This window comes from Ruminococcus sp. NK3A76 (assembly GCF_000686125.1).
Lineage (GTDB): Bacteria > Bacillota > Clostridia > Oscillospirales > Ruminococcaceae > NK3A76.
Window position 1 is genome coordinate 3,172,015 of sequence record NZ_JMMA01000002.1, and the last position, 17,156, is coordinate 3,189,170.

The 17,156-nt window shown below is 48.8% G+C and carries 29 protein-coding genes; 28 read left to right on the forward strand and 1 reads right to left on the reverse strand.

The genetic code is table 11. The annotated features are described in order from the left end of the window. Positions 1 to 42: 42 nt before the first annotated feature. Positions 43 to 1,518: an IMP dehydrogenase gene (gene guaB / locus CD05_RS0114710; RefSeq protein WP_028511117.1), complete on the forward strand. Its 1,476-nt coding sequence runs from the start codon at positions 43 to 45 to the stop codon at positions 1,516 to 1,518. A gap of 191 nt (positions 1,519 to 1,709) precedes the next feature. Here the strand turns inward: guaB and CD05_RS18970 are convergent, their stop codons facing one another. Continuing rightward, a complete protein-coding gene (locus tag CD05_RS18970; protein ID WP_051589058.1) occupies positions 1,710 to 3,242 on the reverse strand; it encodes a trypsin-like peptidase domain-containing protein in 1,533 nt (510 codons plus the stop codon). A gap of 507 nt (positions 3,243 to 3,749) precedes the next feature. Between CD05_RS18970 and CD05_RS0114725 the strand changes: the two genes are divergently transcribed. The 27 genes from CD05_RS0114725 to rplO all read left to right on the forward strand — a co-directional run bounded on the left by CD05_RS0114725 (position 3,750) and on the right by rplO (position 17,156). Further along, positions 3,750 to 4,004 carry a YabP/YqfC family sporulation protein gene (locus CD05_RS0114725; protein WP_028511118.1) on the forward strand — a complete coding sequence of 85 codons (255 nt, stop codon included), beginning with the start codon at positions 3,750 to 3,752 and terminating at the stop codon, positions 4,002 to 4,004. After that, on the forward strand, positions 4,001 to 4,399 hold the full coding sequence (gene yabQ / locus CD05_RS0114730; RefSeq protein WP_028511119.1) for a spore cortex biosynthesis protein YabQ: 399 nt from the start codon (positions 4,001 to 4,003) through the stop codon (positions 4,397 to 4,399). Before CD05_RS0114725 ends, yabQ begins: the two co-directional genes overlap by 4 nt. A 119-nt stretch (positions 4,400 to 4,518) precedes the next feature. Continuing rightward, positions 4,519 to 4,833 (forward strand): septum formation initiator family protein, encoded by a 315-nt coding sequence (locus tag CD05_RS18975; RefSeq protein WP_051589059.1) that lies wholly within the window; start codon positions 4,519 to 4,521, stop codon positions 4,831 to 4,833. Between the two features lie 119 nt (positions 4,834 to 4,952). Beyond that, entirely contained in the window at positions 4,953 to 5,453 is a 501-nt protein-coding gene (locus CD05_RS0114740; RefSeq protein WP_028511120.1) for a S1 RNA-binding domain-containing protein, read from the forward strand. Between the two features lie 85 nt (positions 5,454 to 5,538). After that, complete coding sequence (locus CD05_RS0114745) at positions 5,539 to 5,799, forward strand: DUF4321 domain-containing protein (protein WP_028511121.1); 261 nt, start codon at positions 5,539 to 5,541, stop codon at positions 5,797 to 5,799. 16 nt (positions 5,800 to 5,815) lie between these two features. After that, positions 5,816 to 6,484, forward strand: coding sequence for a hypothetical protein (locus CD05_RS0114750; protein WP_028511122.1), 669 nt, complete (start codon positions 5,816 to 5,818; stop codon positions 6,482 to 6,484). A 1,104-nt stretch (positions 6,485 to 7,588) separates the two neighbouring features. Next, entirely contained in the window at positions 7,589 to 7,903 is a 315-nt protein-coding gene (rpsJ, locus tag CD05_RS0114760; RefSeq protein WP_028511123.1) for a 30S ribosomal protein S10, read from the forward strand. Positions 7,904 to 8,108: 205 nt separating this feature from the next. Then, positions 8,109 to 8,747: a 50S ribosomal protein L3 gene (gene rplC, locus CD05_RS0114765; protein WP_028511124.1), complete on the forward strand. Its 639-nt coding sequence runs from the start codon at positions 8,109 to 8,111 to the stop codon at positions 8,745 to 8,747. 18 nt (positions 8,748 to 8,765) lie between these two features. Next, on the forward strand, positions 8,766 to 9,389 hold the full coding sequence (gene rplD, locus CD05_RS0114770; RefSeq protein ID WP_028511125.1) for a 50S ribosomal protein L4: 624 nt from the start codon (positions 8,766 to 8,768) through the stop codon (positions 9,387 to 9,389). Next, a complete protein-coding gene (gene rplW / locus CD05_RS0114775; protein WP_028511126.1) occupies positions 9,389 to 9,682 on the forward strand; it encodes a 50S ribosomal protein L23 in 294 nt (97 codons plus the stop codon). Before rplD ends, rplW begins: the two co-directional genes overlap by 1 nt. 171 nt (positions 9,683 to 9,853) lie before the next feature. Continuing rightward, positions 9,854 to 10,687 (forward strand): 50S ribosomal protein L2, encoded by an 834-nt coding sequence (gene rplB / locus CD05_RS0114780; RefSeq protein ID WP_028511127.1) that lies wholly within the window; start codon positions 9,854 to 9,856, stop codon positions 10,685 to 10,687. A gap of 20 nt (positions 10,688 to 10,707) precedes the next feature. Beyond that, on the forward strand, positions 10,708 to 10,989 hold the full coding sequence (gene rpsS, locus CD05_RS0114785) for a 30S ribosomal protein S19 (RefSeq protein ID WP_028511128.1): 282 nt from the start codon (positions 10,708 to 10,710) through the stop codon (positions 10,987 to 10,989). 20 nt (positions 10,990 to 11,009) lie between these two features. Further along, a complete protein-coding gene (gene rplV, locus CD05_RS0114790; protein WP_028511129.1) occupies positions 11,010 to 11,345 on the forward strand; it encodes a 50S ribosomal protein L22 in 336 nt (111 codons plus the stop codon). A gap of 19 nt (positions 11,346 to 11,364) precedes the next feature. Beyond that, positions 11,365 to 12,177: a 30S ribosomal protein S3 gene (gene rpsC, locus CD05_RS0114795; protein WP_028511130.1), complete on the forward strand. Its 813-nt coding sequence runs from the start codon at positions 11,365 to 11,367 to the stop codon at positions 12,175 to 12,177. Further along, positions 12,177 to 12,605: a 50S ribosomal protein L16 gene (gene rplP / locus CD05_RS0114800; RefSeq protein WP_028511131.1), complete on the forward strand. Its 429-nt coding sequence runs from the start codon at positions 12,177 to 12,179 to the stop codon at positions 12,603 to 12,605. The genes rpsC and rplP overlap by 1 nt, the downstream gene beginning before the upstream one ends. Then, positions 12,605 to 12,799 carry a 50S ribosomal protein L29 gene (gene rpmC / locus CD05_RS0114805; protein ID WP_028511132.1) on the forward strand — a complete coding sequence of 65 codons (195 nt, stop codon included), beginning with the start codon at positions 12,605 to 12,607 and terminating at the stop codon, positions 12,797 to 12,799. The genes rplP and rpmC overlap by 1 nt, the downstream gene beginning before the upstream one ends. 18 nt (positions 12,800 to 12,817) lie before the next feature. Next, positions 12,818 to 13,075: a 30S ribosomal protein S17 gene (gene rpsQ / locus CD05_RS0114810; RefSeq protein ID WP_028511133.1), complete on the forward strand. Its 258-nt coding sequence runs from the start codon at positions 12,818 to 12,820 to the stop codon at positions 13,073 to 13,075. 69 nt (positions 13,076 to 13,144) lie between these two features. Beyond that, positions 13,145 to 13,513, forward strand: a complete 369-nt coding sequence (rplN, locus tag CD05_RS0114815) for a 50S ribosomal protein L14 (protein WP_028511134.1) — start codon at positions 13,145 to 13,147, stop codon at positions 13,511 to 13,513. A 15-nt stretch (positions 13,514 to 13,528) separates the two neighbouring features. Then, the gene (rplX, locus tag CD05_RS0114820) at positions 13,529 to 13,852 is read left to right on the forward strand and encodes a 50S ribosomal protein L24 (RefSeq protein WP_028511135.1); all 324 of its coding nucleotides are present in this window, start codon (positions 13,529 to 13,531) and stop codon (positions 13,850 to 13,852) included. Between the two features lie 18 nt (positions 13,853 to 13,870). Next, a complete protein-coding gene (gene rplE / locus CD05_RS0114825) occupies positions 13,871 to 14,413 on the forward strand; it encodes a 50S ribosomal protein L5 (RefSeq protein WP_028511136.1) in 543 nt (180 codons plus the stop codon). A gap of 19 nt (positions 14,414 to 14,432) precedes the next feature. Beyond that, positions 14,433 to 14,618 (forward strand): type Z 30S ribosomal protein S14, encoded by a 186-nt coding sequence (locus CD05_RS0114830; protein WP_028511137.1) that lies wholly within the window; start codon positions 14,433 to 14,435, stop codon positions 14,616 to 14,618. Positions 14,619 to 14,637: 19 nt separating this feature from the next. Further along, positions 14,638 to 15,036, forward strand: a complete 399-nt coding sequence (rpsH, locus tag CD05_RS0114835; RefSeq protein ID WP_028511138.1) for a 30S ribosomal protein S8 — start codon at positions 14,638 to 14,640, stop codon at positions 15,034 to 15,036. 13 nt (positions 15,037 to 15,049) lie between these two features. Further along, positions 15,050 to 15,601: a 50S ribosomal protein L6 gene (gene rplF / locus CD05_RS0114840; RefSeq protein WP_028511139.1), complete on the forward strand. Its 552-nt coding sequence runs from the start codon at positions 15,050 to 15,052 to the stop codon at positions 15,599 to 15,601. A gap of 20 nt (positions 15,602 to 15,621) precedes the next feature. Then, positions 15,622 to 15,981, forward strand: coding sequence for a 50S ribosomal protein L18 (gene rplR / locus CD05_RS0114845; RefSeq protein ID WP_028511140.1), 360 nt, complete (start codon positions 15,622 to 15,624; stop codon positions 15,979 to 15,981). 18 nt (positions 15,982 to 15,999) lie between these two features. Next, entirely contained in the window at positions 16,000 to 16,500 is a 501-nt protein-coding gene (rpsE, locus tag CD05_RS0114850) for a 30S ribosomal protein S5 (protein WP_028511141.1), read from the forward strand. Positions 16,501 to 16,514: 14 nt separating this feature from the next. After that, positions 16,515 to 16,694 (forward strand): 50S ribosomal protein L30, encoded by a 180-nt coding sequence (gene rpmD, locus CD05_RS0114855; protein ID WP_028511142.1) that lies wholly within the window; start codon positions 16,515 to 16,517, stop codon positions 16,692 to 16,694. Positions 16,695 to 16,715: 21 nt separating this feature from the next. Beyond that, positions 16,716 to 17,156, forward strand: a complete 441-nt coding sequence (rplO, locus tag CD05_RS0114860; RefSeq protein ID WP_028511143.1) for a 50S ribosomal protein L15 — start codon at positions 16,716 to 16,718, stop codon at positions 17,154 to 17,156.

A 17,156-nucleotide genomic window follows, 5' to 3' on the forward strand; every position in this document is an offset into this window, starting at 1 on the left:
CGAATAATATTGATGATAAGTGAAGAAACGGAGGTAAATCTTATGCTCAACACAAATGCCGGAGAAAAGTTTATCAAGGAAGCACTCACCTTTGACGATGTACTGCTCGTTCCGAGAGAGAGCGACTGCACACCTGACATGGTAGACCTTCACACACACCTTACAAAGGACATCGTGCTCAACACACCTATCCTCACATCTGCTATGGATACGGTAACTGAGTCGAAAATGGCTATTGCTATCGCAAGAGAGGGCGGCATAGGCATAATACATAAGAACATGACCATCGCTCAGCAGGCTGAGGAGGTTGACAAGGTAAAGAGGTCGGAAAACGGCGTTATCGTAAACCCCTTCTCGCTGACGGCAGACAAGACAGTTGCCGAGGCTGACAAGCTCATGGCAAAGTATAAGATCTCGGGCGTTCCGATAGTTGATGAGGACGGCAGGCTCGAGGGCATACTCACAAACAGAGACCTTCGCTTCATAACAGATTTCAGCATAAAGATAGGCTCGGTAATGACAAAGGACAACCTCGTTACCGCACCGGTAGACACAGATCTTGCAGGCGCTAAGAAGATACTCATGCAGCACAAGATCGAAAAGCTCCCTCTCGTTGACAAGAACGGCATATTAAAGGGTCTTATCACAATAAAGGACATTGAAAAGAGCGTACAGTACCCCAACTCTGCAAGAGACAAGAAGGGCAGGCTGCTCTGCGGCGCTACTATCGGCATGACACAGGACGTGCTTGAGCGTGCAGGCGCACTGATAGAAGCTCAGGTAGACATACTCGCACTTGACTCGGCACACGGCCACTCGAAGAACGTTGTTGACTGCTTAAAGAAGGTCAAGGACGCATTCCCGGAGATACCGGTGATCGCAGGCAACGTTGCTACTGCTGAGGGCGCTATCGCACTCTGCGAGGCAGGCGCTGACGCTATCAAGGTCGGCATCGGCCCCGGCTCTATCTGCACGACAAGAGTCGTAGCAGGCATAGGCGTTCCGCAGATAACAGCTGTTTACGATGCTGCGTGCGCTGCTTCAAAGTACGGCGTACCGGTAATTGCAGACGGCGGCATCAAGTATTCGGGCGACATCGTAAAGGCTCTTGCAGCAGGTGCAAGCTGCGTAATGCTCGGCTCGCTCCTTGCAGGCTGCGAGGAAGCACCCGGCGAGACAGAGATATATCAGGGCAGACAGTTCAAGGTATACAGAGGCATGGGCTCTCTCGCTGCAATGAACAAGGGCTCTAAGGACAGATACTTCCAGACGAACACCAAGAAGCTCGTTCCCGAGGGCGTTGAAGGCCGTGTGGCTTACAAGGGACCCGTTTCCGACACTATTTATCAGCTTGTCGGCGGTATGCGTGCAGGTCTTGGCTACTGCGGCTGCCGCACTATCGAGGAGCTTGCAGAGAAGGCACAGTTTGTAAAGATAACAGGTGCAGGTCTTAAGGAGTCACATCCTCACGACATCTACATCACAAAGGAAGCACCGAACTACTCGGCACAGATATAAGCGCAGGCGCAATAAAGAAGATATTTCAAGGCACTTTATTCAGGAGACTGGATAAAGTGCCTTTTTTGTTGGCTGAAAAACAGCGAACAACGGAGAAGACCGTCAGGCTTAGCCTGGCGGTCCTCCGGAAGTAAAAGAATATGAAAAAATTAGGAAAAAGCTGAGTTTATATGCCCCTCGGTGCCTCTTTATCAGAAGCCGAAGCCGCCGTAATATCTGCGGAACTCCTCATAGGGGTCGTAGGTGTCGCTTTCTGACTGGGTATCAGCGCCCTTGCCTGTCTCTGCGGCATCGCCGAGGACGAGGTCAACGCTGTTTATCTTATCGTCACGGTAGAAGGCAACGGTTATAGTATCGCCTGCCTTAAATTTTTCCACCTCGGCGTTTATCTCACTTCTTGTCTTGACTGTAACGCCGTTTATGCCGACGATGATATCGCCTATCTCTATACCTGCCTGTTCAGCAGGGCCGCCGCTTGTCATATCCGTGACAAGGTGTCCTTCAGGAACACGGTAATACTGAGAATATATCTCGGTGATATCCTTACCGGAGATACCCATTGTAGGTCTGCCGGTGACATAGCCGTATTCCATAAGGTCATTGATTATAGGAAGTGCTTCATCTATCGGGATAGCAAATCCGAGACCCTCGCCGTAGGTAGTGGAGACCTTGACAGAGGTTATACCTACCACCTGGCCGTACGCATTGATAAGGGGGCCGCCGGAGTTACCGTTATTGATAGATGCGTCAGTCTGTATGAGCTTCATCGTTCTGTCCTCGACGGTGAGTGTACGGTCGGTAGCGGAGATTATACCTGCCGTTACCGAGCCCTTGAGCTCGAAGCCTAAGGGATTGCCGATAACTATTGAAGCCTCGCCGACTCTCAGCTCGCTCGAAGTGCCGATAGTAGCGGCTTTTAGGCCTGTCCTGTCTATCTTAAGGACTGCGATATCCGACTGGGTATCACGGCCGACGAGCTCGGCGTCGATGAATTTCTTTTTATAGTCTGTAGAATCCGATGCAGCCGACGAGCTGTCGTCGCCGCTGTCGGTATCATAGCTGTCGTGCAGCATAACGCTTATGCCTGTGCCGTCGGTGCTCTTGCTGACGACGTGGGCATTTGTTATGATATAGCCGTCTTCACTGAGGATAATACCTGTGCCGGAAGAAGCGGAGCTGACACCCGAGCAGTATATACCCACGACGGAAGGTGACACGAGGTCAACTATCTCGGGGATAGTAAGTGCGTCCTCCGGGGTGGAGAGCTGCTGGATAGTCGGCAGGTCTGACCTGTCAACTGTCGAAGCAGGGGTGGATTTCTTCTGAGAGGGAGCGGCATTCTTAGCGCTCTGCGAGGTGGAGGACTCTTCGTTCTTAGCGCCGCCGGCGATAAGGTTATAGCCTGCCACCGAGCCTATACCGATAACGAACACGCAGGCAACAGCTATTATTGCCGGCATGACACGGTTCTTTTTTCTGTTCTGTTCAGAGGGGCGGTAGGAATACTCATTTGTATCGGCGGCGTTTGTGCCATACATCTGTCTGCCATAGCCCTCATTACGGCCGCCGTAGTAGCTGCCCTGAGCGCCGTTATAGTGGTAGAAGCCATTATTATAGCCATGCGACCCCTGGGGGGCACCGTTATAGCCCGACTGGCCGTTTGAGCCATAGGGGTTAGCGGAGTTATTATTATATCCGTAGTTATTATTTCCGAAGTTATCCATCAAAAGACCTTCCTTAAGGCGTTATACATTTTTTCATATTCTTACGACACGCTGAGTGTCTATATTTATATTATACCCAGCATTGTGATAATAATATGATAGTGCAGTGAATTTATTCATTAAGTGACGGAAAAGTATGGTATTATTGGCAATTTTCCGGAATATAATTGAATTGGGGGCTGGAGGGGCGGCTACGCCCCTCGACCCTATGCCGCAAATGCGGTCGCTCCGTGCCTATGGCACGGCTCCCTGTTTGCGGCGGTGGGCGGCGAACAATTTTCCTTCGTTATGGTGTTTCGTGACCACAGTGCGTGCCGCTTATTTACTGTGTTCGCCGCCTAAGTCGGCTCCGCCGATGTGGGGCCAGCCCCACACCCTGCTGGGCGCCGCCCAGACCCGCAAACTTTTTTTGAGGAAAAAAGTTTGACAAAAAACCTTTTTGTGTTTTGTTCTTTATTTTGGGTTATCTTTTTTATTCTTTTCTTTTTTCTTTTTGGAGGTTATTTTATGGCTCAGGTTCTTATCTTGGAAGACAGAAAAACGCTTCACATCAGTGGTGTGACTGACATCGACTGTTTCAACGATTACGAGATACGGCTCTACACCGAGCTTGGCACGCTGACGGTCAAAGGCAGTTGCTTACACATAAATGAGATAAGTGTCGAGACGGGTGATGCGCTCGTTGAGGGCGAGATAGCGTCGCTTGTCTACGGTGACAAGGTCACCCGAAAGCTCGGGCTGAAAGGCAGGTTATTCAAATGACAGGGTTTCTTCGCACGTTCCCGGGTATGCTGCCGATGCAGCTCGGGGTCGAGGGGGAGCTCTGGGTATTCCTGATATCCTGCATTACAGGCGGCATACTGGGACTTTGTTATCAGGTATTACGGATACTAAGGGTAGTGCTGCCGCATTTTCGGTGGGCGGTGTTTACAGAGGATCTGTTATTCGGGCTGTTTTGCGGAATGTGTTACTTTCTGTTATTCTCATACTACTCGCTGACGATGAGGTGGTTCATAGCCTTTGGAATGGGGGCGGTGGCTATCATCGTTCACATGACGGCAGGAAGGTTGTTACTTAAGGCGGTAAGGCGCACAGACCGCACGTTGAAGGAACTATTGGCTAAAACGGCTAAAAGAATAAGGCGCAAATTTGTGTAATGATACAAAAATATAATTATTTTAAAAAAAGAACCTCAAATCGCTTGAAACATATATACAAATAGGTGTATAATGATATGGTAAGTAGGCAGCTTCGGAAAGCTAAGGAGGTGGGCAGAATGGCCGATAAGAAGAAAAAGCGTTCAAAAGGCAAAAAGAGCGTTCTCATAACTATTATGGGCGTGTTTGCGGTCATATGCCTGACAGGTTATGCTCTGTGGACTATCATTGCACAGCAGACCGAGATAGCCCAGCTTGAAAAGGAGACTGATGAGCTCAGCGAAAAGATAACTGTTGCAAAGCAGCAGAACGACGAGTACACAAGGCTTCTTTCCGAGAACGACGAGGACACATACATGGAGCAGATAGCCATTGGCAAGCTCGGTTATGCATACCCCGACGAAAAGCGCTTCTTCATAATCAGCGGTGATTAAGACAATAAGGCAACACCGCACAAAGACCACCTGAAGGCTTTGTACGCAATTTGCGCACGATCTTCGTGCGGTGTTGCCTTAGTCTTAGCTTATATACAACGGAAGGAAAAATTAGGAATATGGAGCTTGAGGTAGGAAAGATCTACGAGGGCAAGGTCACAGGGATAACCAAGTTTGGTGCTTTTGTGGAGCTTGACAAGAACACGACGGGAATGGTACATATCTCGGAGGTGGCAAACACGTTTGTCAGCGAGATAAAGGATCATATCAACGAGGGGCAGACCGTTAAGGTAAAGGTGCTCTCTGTGGGCGACGACGGCAAGATAAGCCTTTCGATAAAGAAGGCGCTGCCTGCACCGCCGAAGAAGGATTTCAAGGGCGAGAAGCGCTTTGACAAAAAGCAGGGCGGCTTCAAGAAGGAGCGCACCCCGTTTGAGCATGGCAGCACTCCGCCTGTGGACTTTACCAAGACACCGCCGCCGGTATACGTTGGCAAGACGAGCGATGATGCGAGCTTTGAGGATATGCTCTCGAAGTTCAAGGCGACGAGCGAGGAGAAGTTCTCGGATCTCAAGCACGTTATGGACAACAAAAGGCGTGGTTCGTCAAGAAGAAAATAAAACACAAAGCCGCCTTGTGGCGGCTTTTATTTAGTTAACAGGTAACAGTTGACTGATTTGAAGCTGTATTATAAGGAGAGAGAAAATGAAAGGACTTAAAAGCACGCTGGCATTCATATTCTTTTTGGCAGCAGGGATAGTGCTGGGAGCATTCATCAGCTATCTTACGGCAGGCTCGGTGCTGGATTTTCTTGCGTGGGGCAAGGAGCTCGGGGTCGAGAACATAAACGTTGACCTCTATGTGGTGAGGTTAAACTTCGGGCTTATGATAAACTGCACAGTGGCTCAGCTGATCACCATTCCGGCAATGCTGATAGTATATGCCAAGACCTGCAAGAACCTCTGATACGAAGGAACATAAAATGAAAAGATACAGTATTACAGCGCTGCTCGTTGTGATGATCGCAATGCTGACGGGGTGTATATGGGATACGCCTGATGTCGAGGGCGGCGAGCTGATAAAAAAAGCAAGAGAAGCATATACCTCGCTTGACAGCGCAAGGGTGGTCATGACAAACACCGAGACGGGCGAGTGCGAGCAGGAATTCATCTTCAAATATGACGAAAAGGGTATACTGACCTATTCCTACAAGGGCAAGAGCGAAAAGTCGAGCTATGCGCAGTTCAATAACGGACTGGAGAGCTATACCGAGGAAAACGGCAAGGTGACACACCTCGTCAGGGGGGATAAGGACTTTGCGGCTTACTCTAAGGATGCAAAGCATCCGCAGGCTGATATGGGACTCATCATATACCAGCCGGCATCGGTAAAGACGGCAACGGTGACTGATGAGAGCGGAGAGACACATATACACCATGAGTATGACCTTGATAAGATATCGCCCGAGCTTGAGGAGGGAGAGGCAACGGCCTTTTATGCCGATTACTATTTTAAAGATGATGAGCTTTTGTATTTTACCGAGACGACAGAAGTGAAGATAGACGGGAAAGAGAAGAAGTATCAGTATAAGGTCGAGATAATGGATAAGAATAAGGTCGAGAGAGTAGAGAACCCGATCAAGATAGATTAAGGCAACACCGCACAAAGACCGCCTGAAGGCTTTGTACGCAACTTACTTGCATCTTTTCCGTCATATTACACATTTTTTCCTTGAAATACGGTAGTATTCCTTCGGAAAATCTGTGCGATCTGACGAAAAAGCTGACTGCGCAATTTGCGCACAATCTTCGTGCGGTGTTGCCTTAAAAAGGCAAAGACCTATAAAGAACATAAACACAAAAAGGTTTTTTGTCAAACTTTTTTCCTCAAAAAAAGTTTGCGGGTCAAGGGCGGAGCCCTTGCGTGGTTTGGAGCAGAGCTCCATATCGGGCGTAAGCCCGACCCGGGCGGCGAACACAGTAGTTAAACAGCAGACACTACGATAACGAGGTAGCGTAACGAAGGAATGTGTTCGCCGCCCAAATGCCGCAAACAGGGAGCCGTGCCGGAGGCACGGTGCGACCGCCTTTGCGGCACGCCGCCGCAGGCGGCGGCAGCGAAGCGAGGCGATAGCCGAGCGGAGCTGAGAAGGCCGAGCCGATAGGCGAGGCCGCCCCCCCGGGGAAGCCAGTAGTGGTATATTATAAAGGTATAGCCCCGAAAGCACAATATCTGCCCACAAAGGACGCAGAAAACACTATATGTAGTCAATGCTGCCCGAAAGGACGGGCTGTTGTGCAAAGTGAATAAAAATCAGCCGAAAACTTGTGAAAAATTCTCTGAGAGAAAAATAAAAAATCTCTTGCAAAATGCAGGAATATGCTGTATAATAATACTTGCGTGACTGCGAGGTATATATAAATGTGTATACCTTTCCGGCTATGATCGGCCGGGAACGCAATGATATGCGATGAAGTGAAAGGTTGCTGGCGGTTTGTCAGGGAATTTTCATGGAGTATGTCCGATTTTAAACCGGGCGGCTGGAATACTACACGGTATGTGCTTATGCTTCTTGCGAAGGGCGGCTTTGTGTCGCTTTTGGCGTAGGTGTGTACGGCCTTGTGTGTGAATTGCCTTCCGAAAATGAAAAATTTTCGGATTTTTTTATTGAAAGGCGAGGAACACCCGGCAGAGTGTAAAAGGTAATTCCTTAAACTGCCCCCTAAGTAACAAAATGCACAAGGAGGCGATTTAAATGGCAGTCAATGAAAAGATCAGGATCAAGATCAAGGGTTATGAGCACGCAGTTGTTGATGCTGCTGCTGCAAAGATAGTAGATGCTGCAAAGAGATCGGGTGCACAGGTTTCAGGCCCTATCCCGCTCCCTACAGATAAGGAGATCATCACTATCTTAAGAGCTGTACACAAGTACAAGGACAGCAGAGAGCAGTTCGAGCTCAGAACACACAAGAGACTTATCGATGTTATCCGTCCTACAAAGGAAACAACGGCAGCACTCGAGGGTCTTGAACTTCCTGCAGGCGTAAACATCGTCATGGAGATCAAGTAATACCTATGTCGCTGCTTTGCATCGGCAAAGGCGGAGTTTTGCTTCGACTTTTGAAAAAAGCCGATTTCGCAAGCGAAACCGCAAAACTCCAATAAGGAAAAGTTATTTCCAAATGATATCAGATATACATGATATCGCACACGATGACAACGTGCAGGTCATGTCAGCTGAGGCTGACCAATAACCGAAATAGGAGGAAAAAACAATGGTAAAGGGAATCATCGGCAAGAAGATCGGCATGACACAGATCTTCGATGAGGCAGGTAAAGTGATCCCTGTAACAGTCGTAGAAGCAGGCCCCTGCGTAGTCGTTCGCAAGAAGACGATCGAGAACGACGGCTATGAGGCAGTACAGCTTGGTTTCGGCGACATCAGGGCAAAGAGAGTAAACAAGCCGCTCACAGGTTATTTTGAGAAGGCAGGCGTTGCTCTTAAGAGAACTCTCAAGGAGTTCAGATTTGACGATACTTCGGCGCTCAACGTAGGCGACATAGTAAAGGCTGACACATTTGCTGAGGGCGACATCGTAGATGTTTCCGGCACAAGCAAGGGTCACGGCTTTACCGGCACTATCAAGCGTCACAACAATGCAAGACTTAAGGAAACACACGGTACAGGCCCTGTTCACAGACACGCTGGTTCAATGGGTGCCTGCTCGAGCCCTTCAAGAATATACAAGGGCAAGGGAATGCCTGGTCAGATGGGTAATGAGAAGGTCACAGTTCAGAACCTTACAGTAGTTAAGGTAGACGCTGAGAACAACCTCATCGCTGTAAAGGGTGCTATCCCCGGCCCGAAGAACGGCACAGTTATCCTTACAGATGCAATAAAGAAAAAGGCTTAGTGGAAGGAGGAATAGACAATGTCACAGGTTTCAGTATTTGATATGACAGGTAAAAAGGTTGCCGACACTGAGCTTAATGACGCTGTATTCGGTATCACACCGAACGTAAGCGTTATGCACGCAATGGTTGTAAACTACCTTGCAAATCAGAGACAGGGTACACAGTCAACTCTTACAAGAACAGAAGTAAGAGGCGGCGGCAGAAAGCCCTGGAGACAGAAGGGTACAGGCCACGCAAGACAGGGCTCCATCAGAGCTCCCCAGTGGACACACGGCGGTGTAGCTTTAGGCCCGAAGCCCAGAGATTACAGCTATTCGCTCAACAAGAAGGAAAAGAGACTTGCTATGAAGTCTGCACTTTCTTCTAAGGTGATCGATCAGGATCTTATAGTAGTAGATGCTATAAAGACTGAGGAATACAAGACAAAGACTATCGTAGAGATGCTCGGCGCTCTCGGCGCTGACAAGAAGGCACTCATCGTGCTCAACTCCAACGACAGCAAGGTTATAAAGAGCGCTGCTAATATCCCCGGCGTTAAGACTGCTCTCGTAAACACTCTTAACGTATACGATATCCTCAACAGCGATAAGTTCATCGTTGAGAAGGATGCAGTAGCTAAGATCGAGGAGGTTTATGCGTAATGACTAAGACAGCTCAGGACATAATCCTCAAGCCCATCATTACAGAGGATTCAATGGAAAGACTTCCCGACGGCAAGTACACCTTCCAGGTTGCCAAGGACGCTAACAAGATCGAGATAGCTAAGGCTATCGAGGAGCTTTTTGACGTTAAGGTAGCTAAGGTAAACACTATTTCCGTTAAGGGCAAGCAGAAGAGAATGGGCAGATATGTAGGCTTCAGACCCGACTGGAAGAAGGCAATAGTTACCCTTGAGGGCGAAAAGACTATTGAGTTCTTTGACGGTATGTACTAATAAAAAGGGAAGCCTTTGACCGCAGGGCAGCGTGAGCATAAGACCTGTGCGGGTAAGTATGGGGCGCTGTATAGAGGAAACACACGGGCAAGTGTAACGTGACCGTGCGGCCCTCAGGAAGAACGTATATGTAGTGCGCCTCGCAAAACAAAAACAAGGAGTGAAATACTAATGGCAATAAAGAGCTATAAGCCTACGACAGCCGGCAGACGTGGCATGACAGTCACTGACTATTCCGAGCTCTCGAAGGTAAAGCCGGAAAAGAGCCTTCTTGAACCCCTCAAGAAGAACTCCGGCAGAAACAGCTACGGCAGGATCACCGTTCGTCACAGAGGCGGCGGCGAGAGAAGAAAGTTCCGTATAATAGATTTCAAGAGAAACAAGCTCGACATGAATGCAACAGTACAGACTATCGAGTACGATCCTAACAGATCCGCATTCATCGCACTTGTACAGTATGAGGACGGCGAGAAGAGATACATCCTCGCTCCCAACGGCCTTAAGGTAGGCGACGTAGTAAGATCGAGCGCTGACGCTGACATCAAGCCCGGCAACGCACTTGCACTTGCAAACATACCTGTAGGTACATTCATCCACAACATCGAGCTTTATCCCGGCAAGGGCGCTCAGCTCGTTCGTTCCGCAGGCAACATGGCACAGCTCATGGGCAAAGAGGGCGGCTACGCTCTTATCAGACTTCCTTCGGGCGAGATGAGAAAGATCCCCGAGAACTGCATGGCTACTATCGGTCAGGTGGGCAACATCGACCACGTTAACGTAAACATCGGTAAGGCCGGCAGAAAGCGTCACATGGGTATAAGACCTCACGTAAGAGGTTCTGTCATGAACCCGAATGACCACCCGCACGGCGGTGGTGAGGGCAAGTCACCCGTTGGCCGCCCGAGCCCTGTTACCCCCTGGGGTAAGCCTACAATGGGCTACAAGACCCGTGCTAAGCACAATCGCTCCGATAAGTTTATCGTAAAGCGTAGAAACGGTAAATAATGAAGGGAGGCAGATGACTTATGGGTAGAAGTGTTAAGAAGGGCCCCTATGTGCAGGAGGCACTTTTAAAGAGAGTTATTGCAATGAACGAGGCAGGAGAGAAGAAGGTCCTCAAGACATGGAGCAGAGCTTCAACAATATTCCCTGATTTCGTTGGTCATACATTCGCTGTTCACGACGGCAGAAAGCACGTTCCGGTTTATGTTACCGAGGATATGGTAGGTCATAAGCTCGGCGAGTTTGCTCCGACAAGAACTTACAAGGGTCACGCAGGTTCAAAGACCTCGAACAACGGTAAGTAAGGCGGAAGGAGGAATATAAAGTGGAAGCAAAGGCTATTTTAAGAAATGCCAGAATTGCTCCTCGTAAGGTCTCCATCGTTTTAGACCTTATAAGAGGCAAGGATCTGGAGGTTGCACTTGCAACAGTCAACCACACACCCAAGGCTGCCAGCGAGTATCTGGTAAAGCTTCTTAAGTCCGCTGCTGCAAACGCTGAGAACAATCACAACATGGACAAGAACAATCTCTATGTTTCTGAGTGCTACGTTTGCCCCGGACCGATAATGAAAAGAATCATGCCCAGAGCGCAGGGCAGAGCATACAGGATCCTTAAGAGGACATCGCACATCACGGTAGTTCTCAAGGAAAAGGAATAAGCGCAAGAGGAGGTAAACTATGGGCCAGAAAGTAAATCCGCACGGTCTTCGTGTCGGAATAATCAAGGATTGGGATTCCCGTTGGTTTGCAGACAAGGCTACTTTCGGTGATACACTTGTTGAGGATTACAACATCAGAGAATATGTTATGAAGCTCCTCAACACAAGATCAAAGAGTCCCGACGTTAAGTCGGTTTACGCAGGCGTTCCCAAGGTTGAGATCGAGAGATTTGCAGCTAAGGACGGCGGCCAGAATGTCAAGATCCACATTCACTGCGCTAAGCCCGGTATCGTAATAGGCAGAGGCGGCGCTGAGATAGAGAAGCTCAGAGCAAGCATCGAGAAGATGATAGGCAAGCACGTTTCTGTAAACATCATAGAGGTAAGATCACCTGACATAAACTCACAGCTCGTTGCTGAGAAGATCGCTCATGATCTTGAGGACAGAATCTCCTTCAGAAGAGCTATGAAGCAGGCTATCGGCAGAGCTATGAAGCTCGGCGCAAAGGGTATCAAGGTACAGGTATCCGGCAGACTTGCAGGTGCTGAGATCGCAAGAAGCGAGACATACCACGAGGGTACTATCCCGCTGCAGACAATAAGAGCTGATATCGACTACGGTACAGCAGAGGCACACACAACATACGGCAGACTCGGCGTTAAGGTATGGGTATACCGTGGTGAGGTCCTCAAGGGTGAAGCTGCTCCCTCTGACAAGAGAGATGCAGGCGACAAGAACGACAGAAGACGCAAGCCCCGCAGAGACGACAACAGAGCAAGAGCTCCGAGACGTGACGGTGCTAAGGCAAAAAGAGAAGGAGGTAACGTATAATGCTGCTTCCGAAGAGAGTTAAATACAGAAGACAACAGCGTGGCCGTATGACTGGTAAGGCTACAAGAGGCAACAAGGTCACAAACGGTGATTTCGGCTTACAGGCACTTCAGCCTGCATGGATAACCTCGAGACAGATCGAGGCTGCCCGTATCGCTATGACAAGATACATCAAGCGTGGCGGTCAGGTTTGGATCAAGATATTCCCCGACAAGCCTATCACAGAGAAGCCGGCTGAGACACGAATGGGTTCCGGTAAGGGTTCTCCCGAGTACTGGGCAGCAGTTGTTAAGCCCGGCCGTGTAATGTTCGAGATCGCAGGCGTTCCCGAAGACACAGCAAGAGAGGCTATGCGTCTTGCGATGCATAAGCTCCCGATCAAGTGCAAGTTTATCAAAAAAGAAGAGGAAACGGGTGGTGAGCAGTAATGAAAGCAAATGAATTAAAGGAAATGTCACTCGCAGAGCTTAACGAAAAGCTCGCAGACCTCAAGCAGGAGTTATTCAATCTTCGTTTTCAGCACGCTGTTAACCAGCTCGACAATCCTAAGAGCATGACAGCAGTTAAGAAGGACATTGCTCGTGTAAAGACTTTTATACGTCAGCAAGAGTCCGCACAGTAAGCGAAGGGAGGACTGACTGTGGCAGAGAGAAATCTTAGAAAAACAAGAGTGGGAACAGTCGTTTCCAACAAGATGGACAAGACAATAGTCGTAGCTATCAAGGACAACGTTCAGCACCCGCTTTACAAGAAGATCATTAAGAGAACAGTTAAGCTCAAGGCACACGACGAGGCAAATGTCTGCAACATCGGCGATACAGTTGAGGTTATGGAGACACGCCCTCTTTCCAAGGACAAGAGATGGCGCCTTGTTAAGGTGATCGAGCAGGCTAAGTAATTTCAAAATTGAATGGGGAAGGCAGGCTTTTGCCGCCGCCCCGCTTAAATATCGAAAGGAGGACGCACTGTGATACAGATGCAGACTTACCTGAAGGTCGCAGACAACTCCGGCGCAAAGGAGCTTATGTGCATCAGGGTTCTCGGAGGCACACGCAGAAAGTACGCAAACATCGGCGACGTTGTAGTAGCTTCCGTTAAGAAGGCAACACCGGGCGGCGTTGTTAAGAAGGGCGATGTTGTTAAAGCAGTAATCGTTCGTTCAGCAAAGGGTCTCAGAAGAGCAGATGGTACTTACATCCGTTTTGATGAGAACGCAGCTGTTATAATAAGAGAAGACAAGAATCCGAGAGGTACCCGTATATTCGGGCCTGTCGCTAAGGAGCTCAGAGAAAAGGATTATCTTAAGATCCTCTCACTCGCTCCGGAAGTTCTTTAATGGAGGTGCAGTGGTATGAATAAGGTTCACGTTAAAACCGGCGATACTGTTGTAATACTCTCCGGCAAGGACAAGGGCAAGCAGGGCAAGGTGCTCCAGGTAAGCCCCAAGGAAGGTAAGGTCATCGTTGAAGGCCTTAACATAGTAACAAAGCACGTTAAGCCCCGCAGACAGGGCGAAGCAGGCGGCATCGTAAAGGCTGAGGGTGCTATGTATGCATCCAAGGTACAGGCTGTATGCCCCAAGTGCGGCAAGGCTACAAGGATCGGTCACAAGATCCTTGAGGACGGAACTAAGGTCAGAGTTTGCAAAAACGAAGGCTGCGGCGAAGAGTTTTAATTAGGAGGGTAACTACAAATGGCTGCAAGATTAAAAGAATACTATGTTAGCGACGTAGCTCCCGCTATGATGAAGAAATTCCAGTACGCTAACGTTATGCAGATACCGAAGCTCGATAAGGTAGTTATCAATGTAGGCTGCGGTGCTGACAAGGACAACAAGAAGGTCATCGACGCTATCATGGCTGACCTTGCTGCTATCACAGGTCAGAGACCTGTAGAGTGCAAGGCTAAGAAGTCTGTAGCTAACTTCAAGCTCAGAGACGGCCAGGTGATCGGTGTAAAGGTAACACTCAGAGCAGAGAGAATGTATGAATTCGTTGACAGACTTTTCAACGTAGCATTCCCCCGTGTTCGTGACTTCAGAGGTATAAACCCCAACTCCTTCGACGGCAGAGGCAACTACTCTACCGGTATCAAGGAACAGCTTATATTCCCTGAGATCGAGTACGATAAGATCGATAAGGTACGTGGTATGGACATCAACTTCATCACTACCGCAAAGACAGACGAAGAGGCAAAAGAGCTGCTTTCACTTATGGGCGCTCCCTTTGCTAAGTAAGAAGAGGAGGAAATACTAAATGGCTAAGAAGTCTATGATAAACAAGCAGCAGGCACAGCCTAAATATTCCACTCGTGCTTACAACAGATGTAAGATCTGCGGAAGACCTCATGCATATCTCAGAAAGTTCGGCATCTGCCGTATATGCTTCAGAGAGCTTGCACATGACGGTCAGATCCCCGGAGTGAAGAAGGCAAGCTGGTAAAGTCAAGGAGGTACGATCAATGCAGATTACAGATACGATTGCAGATCTGCTTACGAGAATCCGTAATGCATCTACTGCAAAGCACGCAACAGTTGACGTTCCTGCTTCAAATATGAAGAAGTCCATCACTCAGATCCTTGTTGACGAAGGTTATGTAAAGGAATTTCAGGTGATCGAGGACGGCAAGCAGGGCATCATAAGAATAACACTCAAGTATGATGAGAACAGAAATCCCGTTATCACAGGCTTAAGAAGAGTATCCAAGCCCGGTCTTAGGATATACAAGAGCTGTGAGGATATGCCCAAGGTAATGAAGGGTCTCGGTGTTGCTATCGTTTCCACTTCCAAGGGCGTTATCACCGACAAGAAGGCAAGAGAGCTCGGCGTCGGCGGCGAGGTTTTAGCATTTGTCTGGTAAGGAGGACTAACATATGTCAAGAATAGGTTTAAAGCCGATTAGTGTTCCTGCCGGCGTTACAGTAACGATCGCTGACGGCAATCTTGTTACTGTAAAGGGTCCTAAGGGAACTCTTGAGAGAGCTTTCAATAAGGATATGATAATAAAGCAGGAGGGCACAGAGATAACAGTAGCTCGCCCCTCCGAGGATAAGATGCACAAGTCACTTCACGGACTTACAAGAACACTTATCAACAACATGATAGAGGGCGTTACAAACGGCTTCACAAAGAAGCTCGAGGTTGTAGGCGTCGGCTACAGAGCACAGAAGCAGGGCAAGAACCTCGTGCTCAACATTGGTTATTCACATCAGGTAATAATCCCTGAGACAGATACTATCAAGATCGAAGTTCCTGATGCAAACCACATCGTAGTATCAGGTGCTGACAAGCAGGAAGTCGGACAGTTTGCCTGCGAGATCAGGGAGAAGCGTCCTCCGGAGCCTTATAAGGGTAAGGGTATTCGCTATGAGGGCGAGTACGTTATCCATAAGGAAGGCAAGGCCGGTAAGGGTGCAAAGAAGTAAGGTAAAGGAGAGAACTGATTATGGTTAAAAAGCTTGACAGAGCAAAGGCAAGAGCCAAGAGACAGATCAGAGTTCGTGCTAAGATCTCCGGTACTCCCGATTGTCCCAGACTTAACGTATTCCGCTCCTCTAAGCATATATATGCTCAGCTTATAGATGACGTTAACGGCGTGACTCTCGCAGCTGCATCGTCGCTTTCAAAGGGCTTTGAGGGCAACGGCGGCAACAAGGAGGGTGCCCGCAAGGTCGGCCAGCTCATCGCAGAGGCTGCAAAGGCTAAGGGCATAGAGAATGTTGTATTTGACAGAGCCGGATATCTTTATCATGGCAGAGTACAGGAGCTTGCAGACGGCGCTCGTGAGAGCGGCCTCAAGTTCTGATCACAAGGAGGGAATACTTTGGCTTTAATAGATGCTTCAAACATGGAACTTAAAGAGACCGTTGTAGCCATTAACAGAGTATCAAAGACTGTTAAGGGCGGCCGTATAATGAAGTTCGCAGCTTTAGTAGTTGTAGGCGACGGCAACGGTACAGTAGGCTTTGGTACAGGTAAGAGCAGCGAAGTTCCGGACGCTATCCGCAAGGGTATCGAGGACGCTAAGAAAAACCTTATCAAGGTATCGCTCAGGGGAACAACTATTCCCCACGAGATCATAGGTAAATTCGGCGCAGGTGAGGTTCTTCTCAAGCCGGCTGCACCCGGTACGGGCGTTATCGCAGGCGGTACAGTAAGAGCAGTAGTAGAGGCAGCCGGTATCAAGGATATCCGTGCTAAGAGCCTCCGCTCAAACAACCCCTGCAACGTTGTAAGAGCAGCAGTCAACGGCCTTGCATCTGTAAGATCTCTTGACGAGGTCGCAGCTAAGAGAGGCAAGACTGCTAAGGAGATAATAGGCTAAGGAGGAGACTTAAAGTGGCAAACTTAAAGGTAGAGCTTGTCAAGAGCCTTAACTCTAAGGTTCAGAAGCAGGTTTTAACGGCTAATTCACTTGGCCTGAGAAAGATCGGAGATGTGACTGTGCAGCCTGACAACGCACAGACACAGGGCAAAATAAAGGTGATTTCTCATCTTGTAAAAGTAACCGAAGCGTAAAGCAAGGAGGTGGGCAGATAAATGAAACTGCACGAATTAACACCTGCTGCCGGCTCGACTAAGGAAGTTAAGCGCAAGGGCAGAGGTCACGGCTCGGGCAATGGCAAGACCGCAGGTAAGGGTCACAAGGGTCAGAACGCACGTTCTGGCGGCGGTGTAAGACCCGGCTTTGAAGGCGGCCAGACAATGCTCGCAAGAAGAATCCCTAAGAGGGGCTTCAACAATATATTCGCTACAAAGTATGCTGTAGTAAACGTAGCAGATCTTGAAAGATTTGTTGACGGTACAGTAGTAGATACAGAGCTTCTCAAGGCTTCCGGCCTTGTAACAAAGGAGCTTGACGGCGTTAAGATCCTCGGCAACGGCGATCTTACAAAGAACCTTACCGTTAAGGCTGCAAAATTCTCGGCTGCGGCTAAAGAAAAAATCGAAAAGGCAGGCGGGAAGGCAGAGGTGATGTAA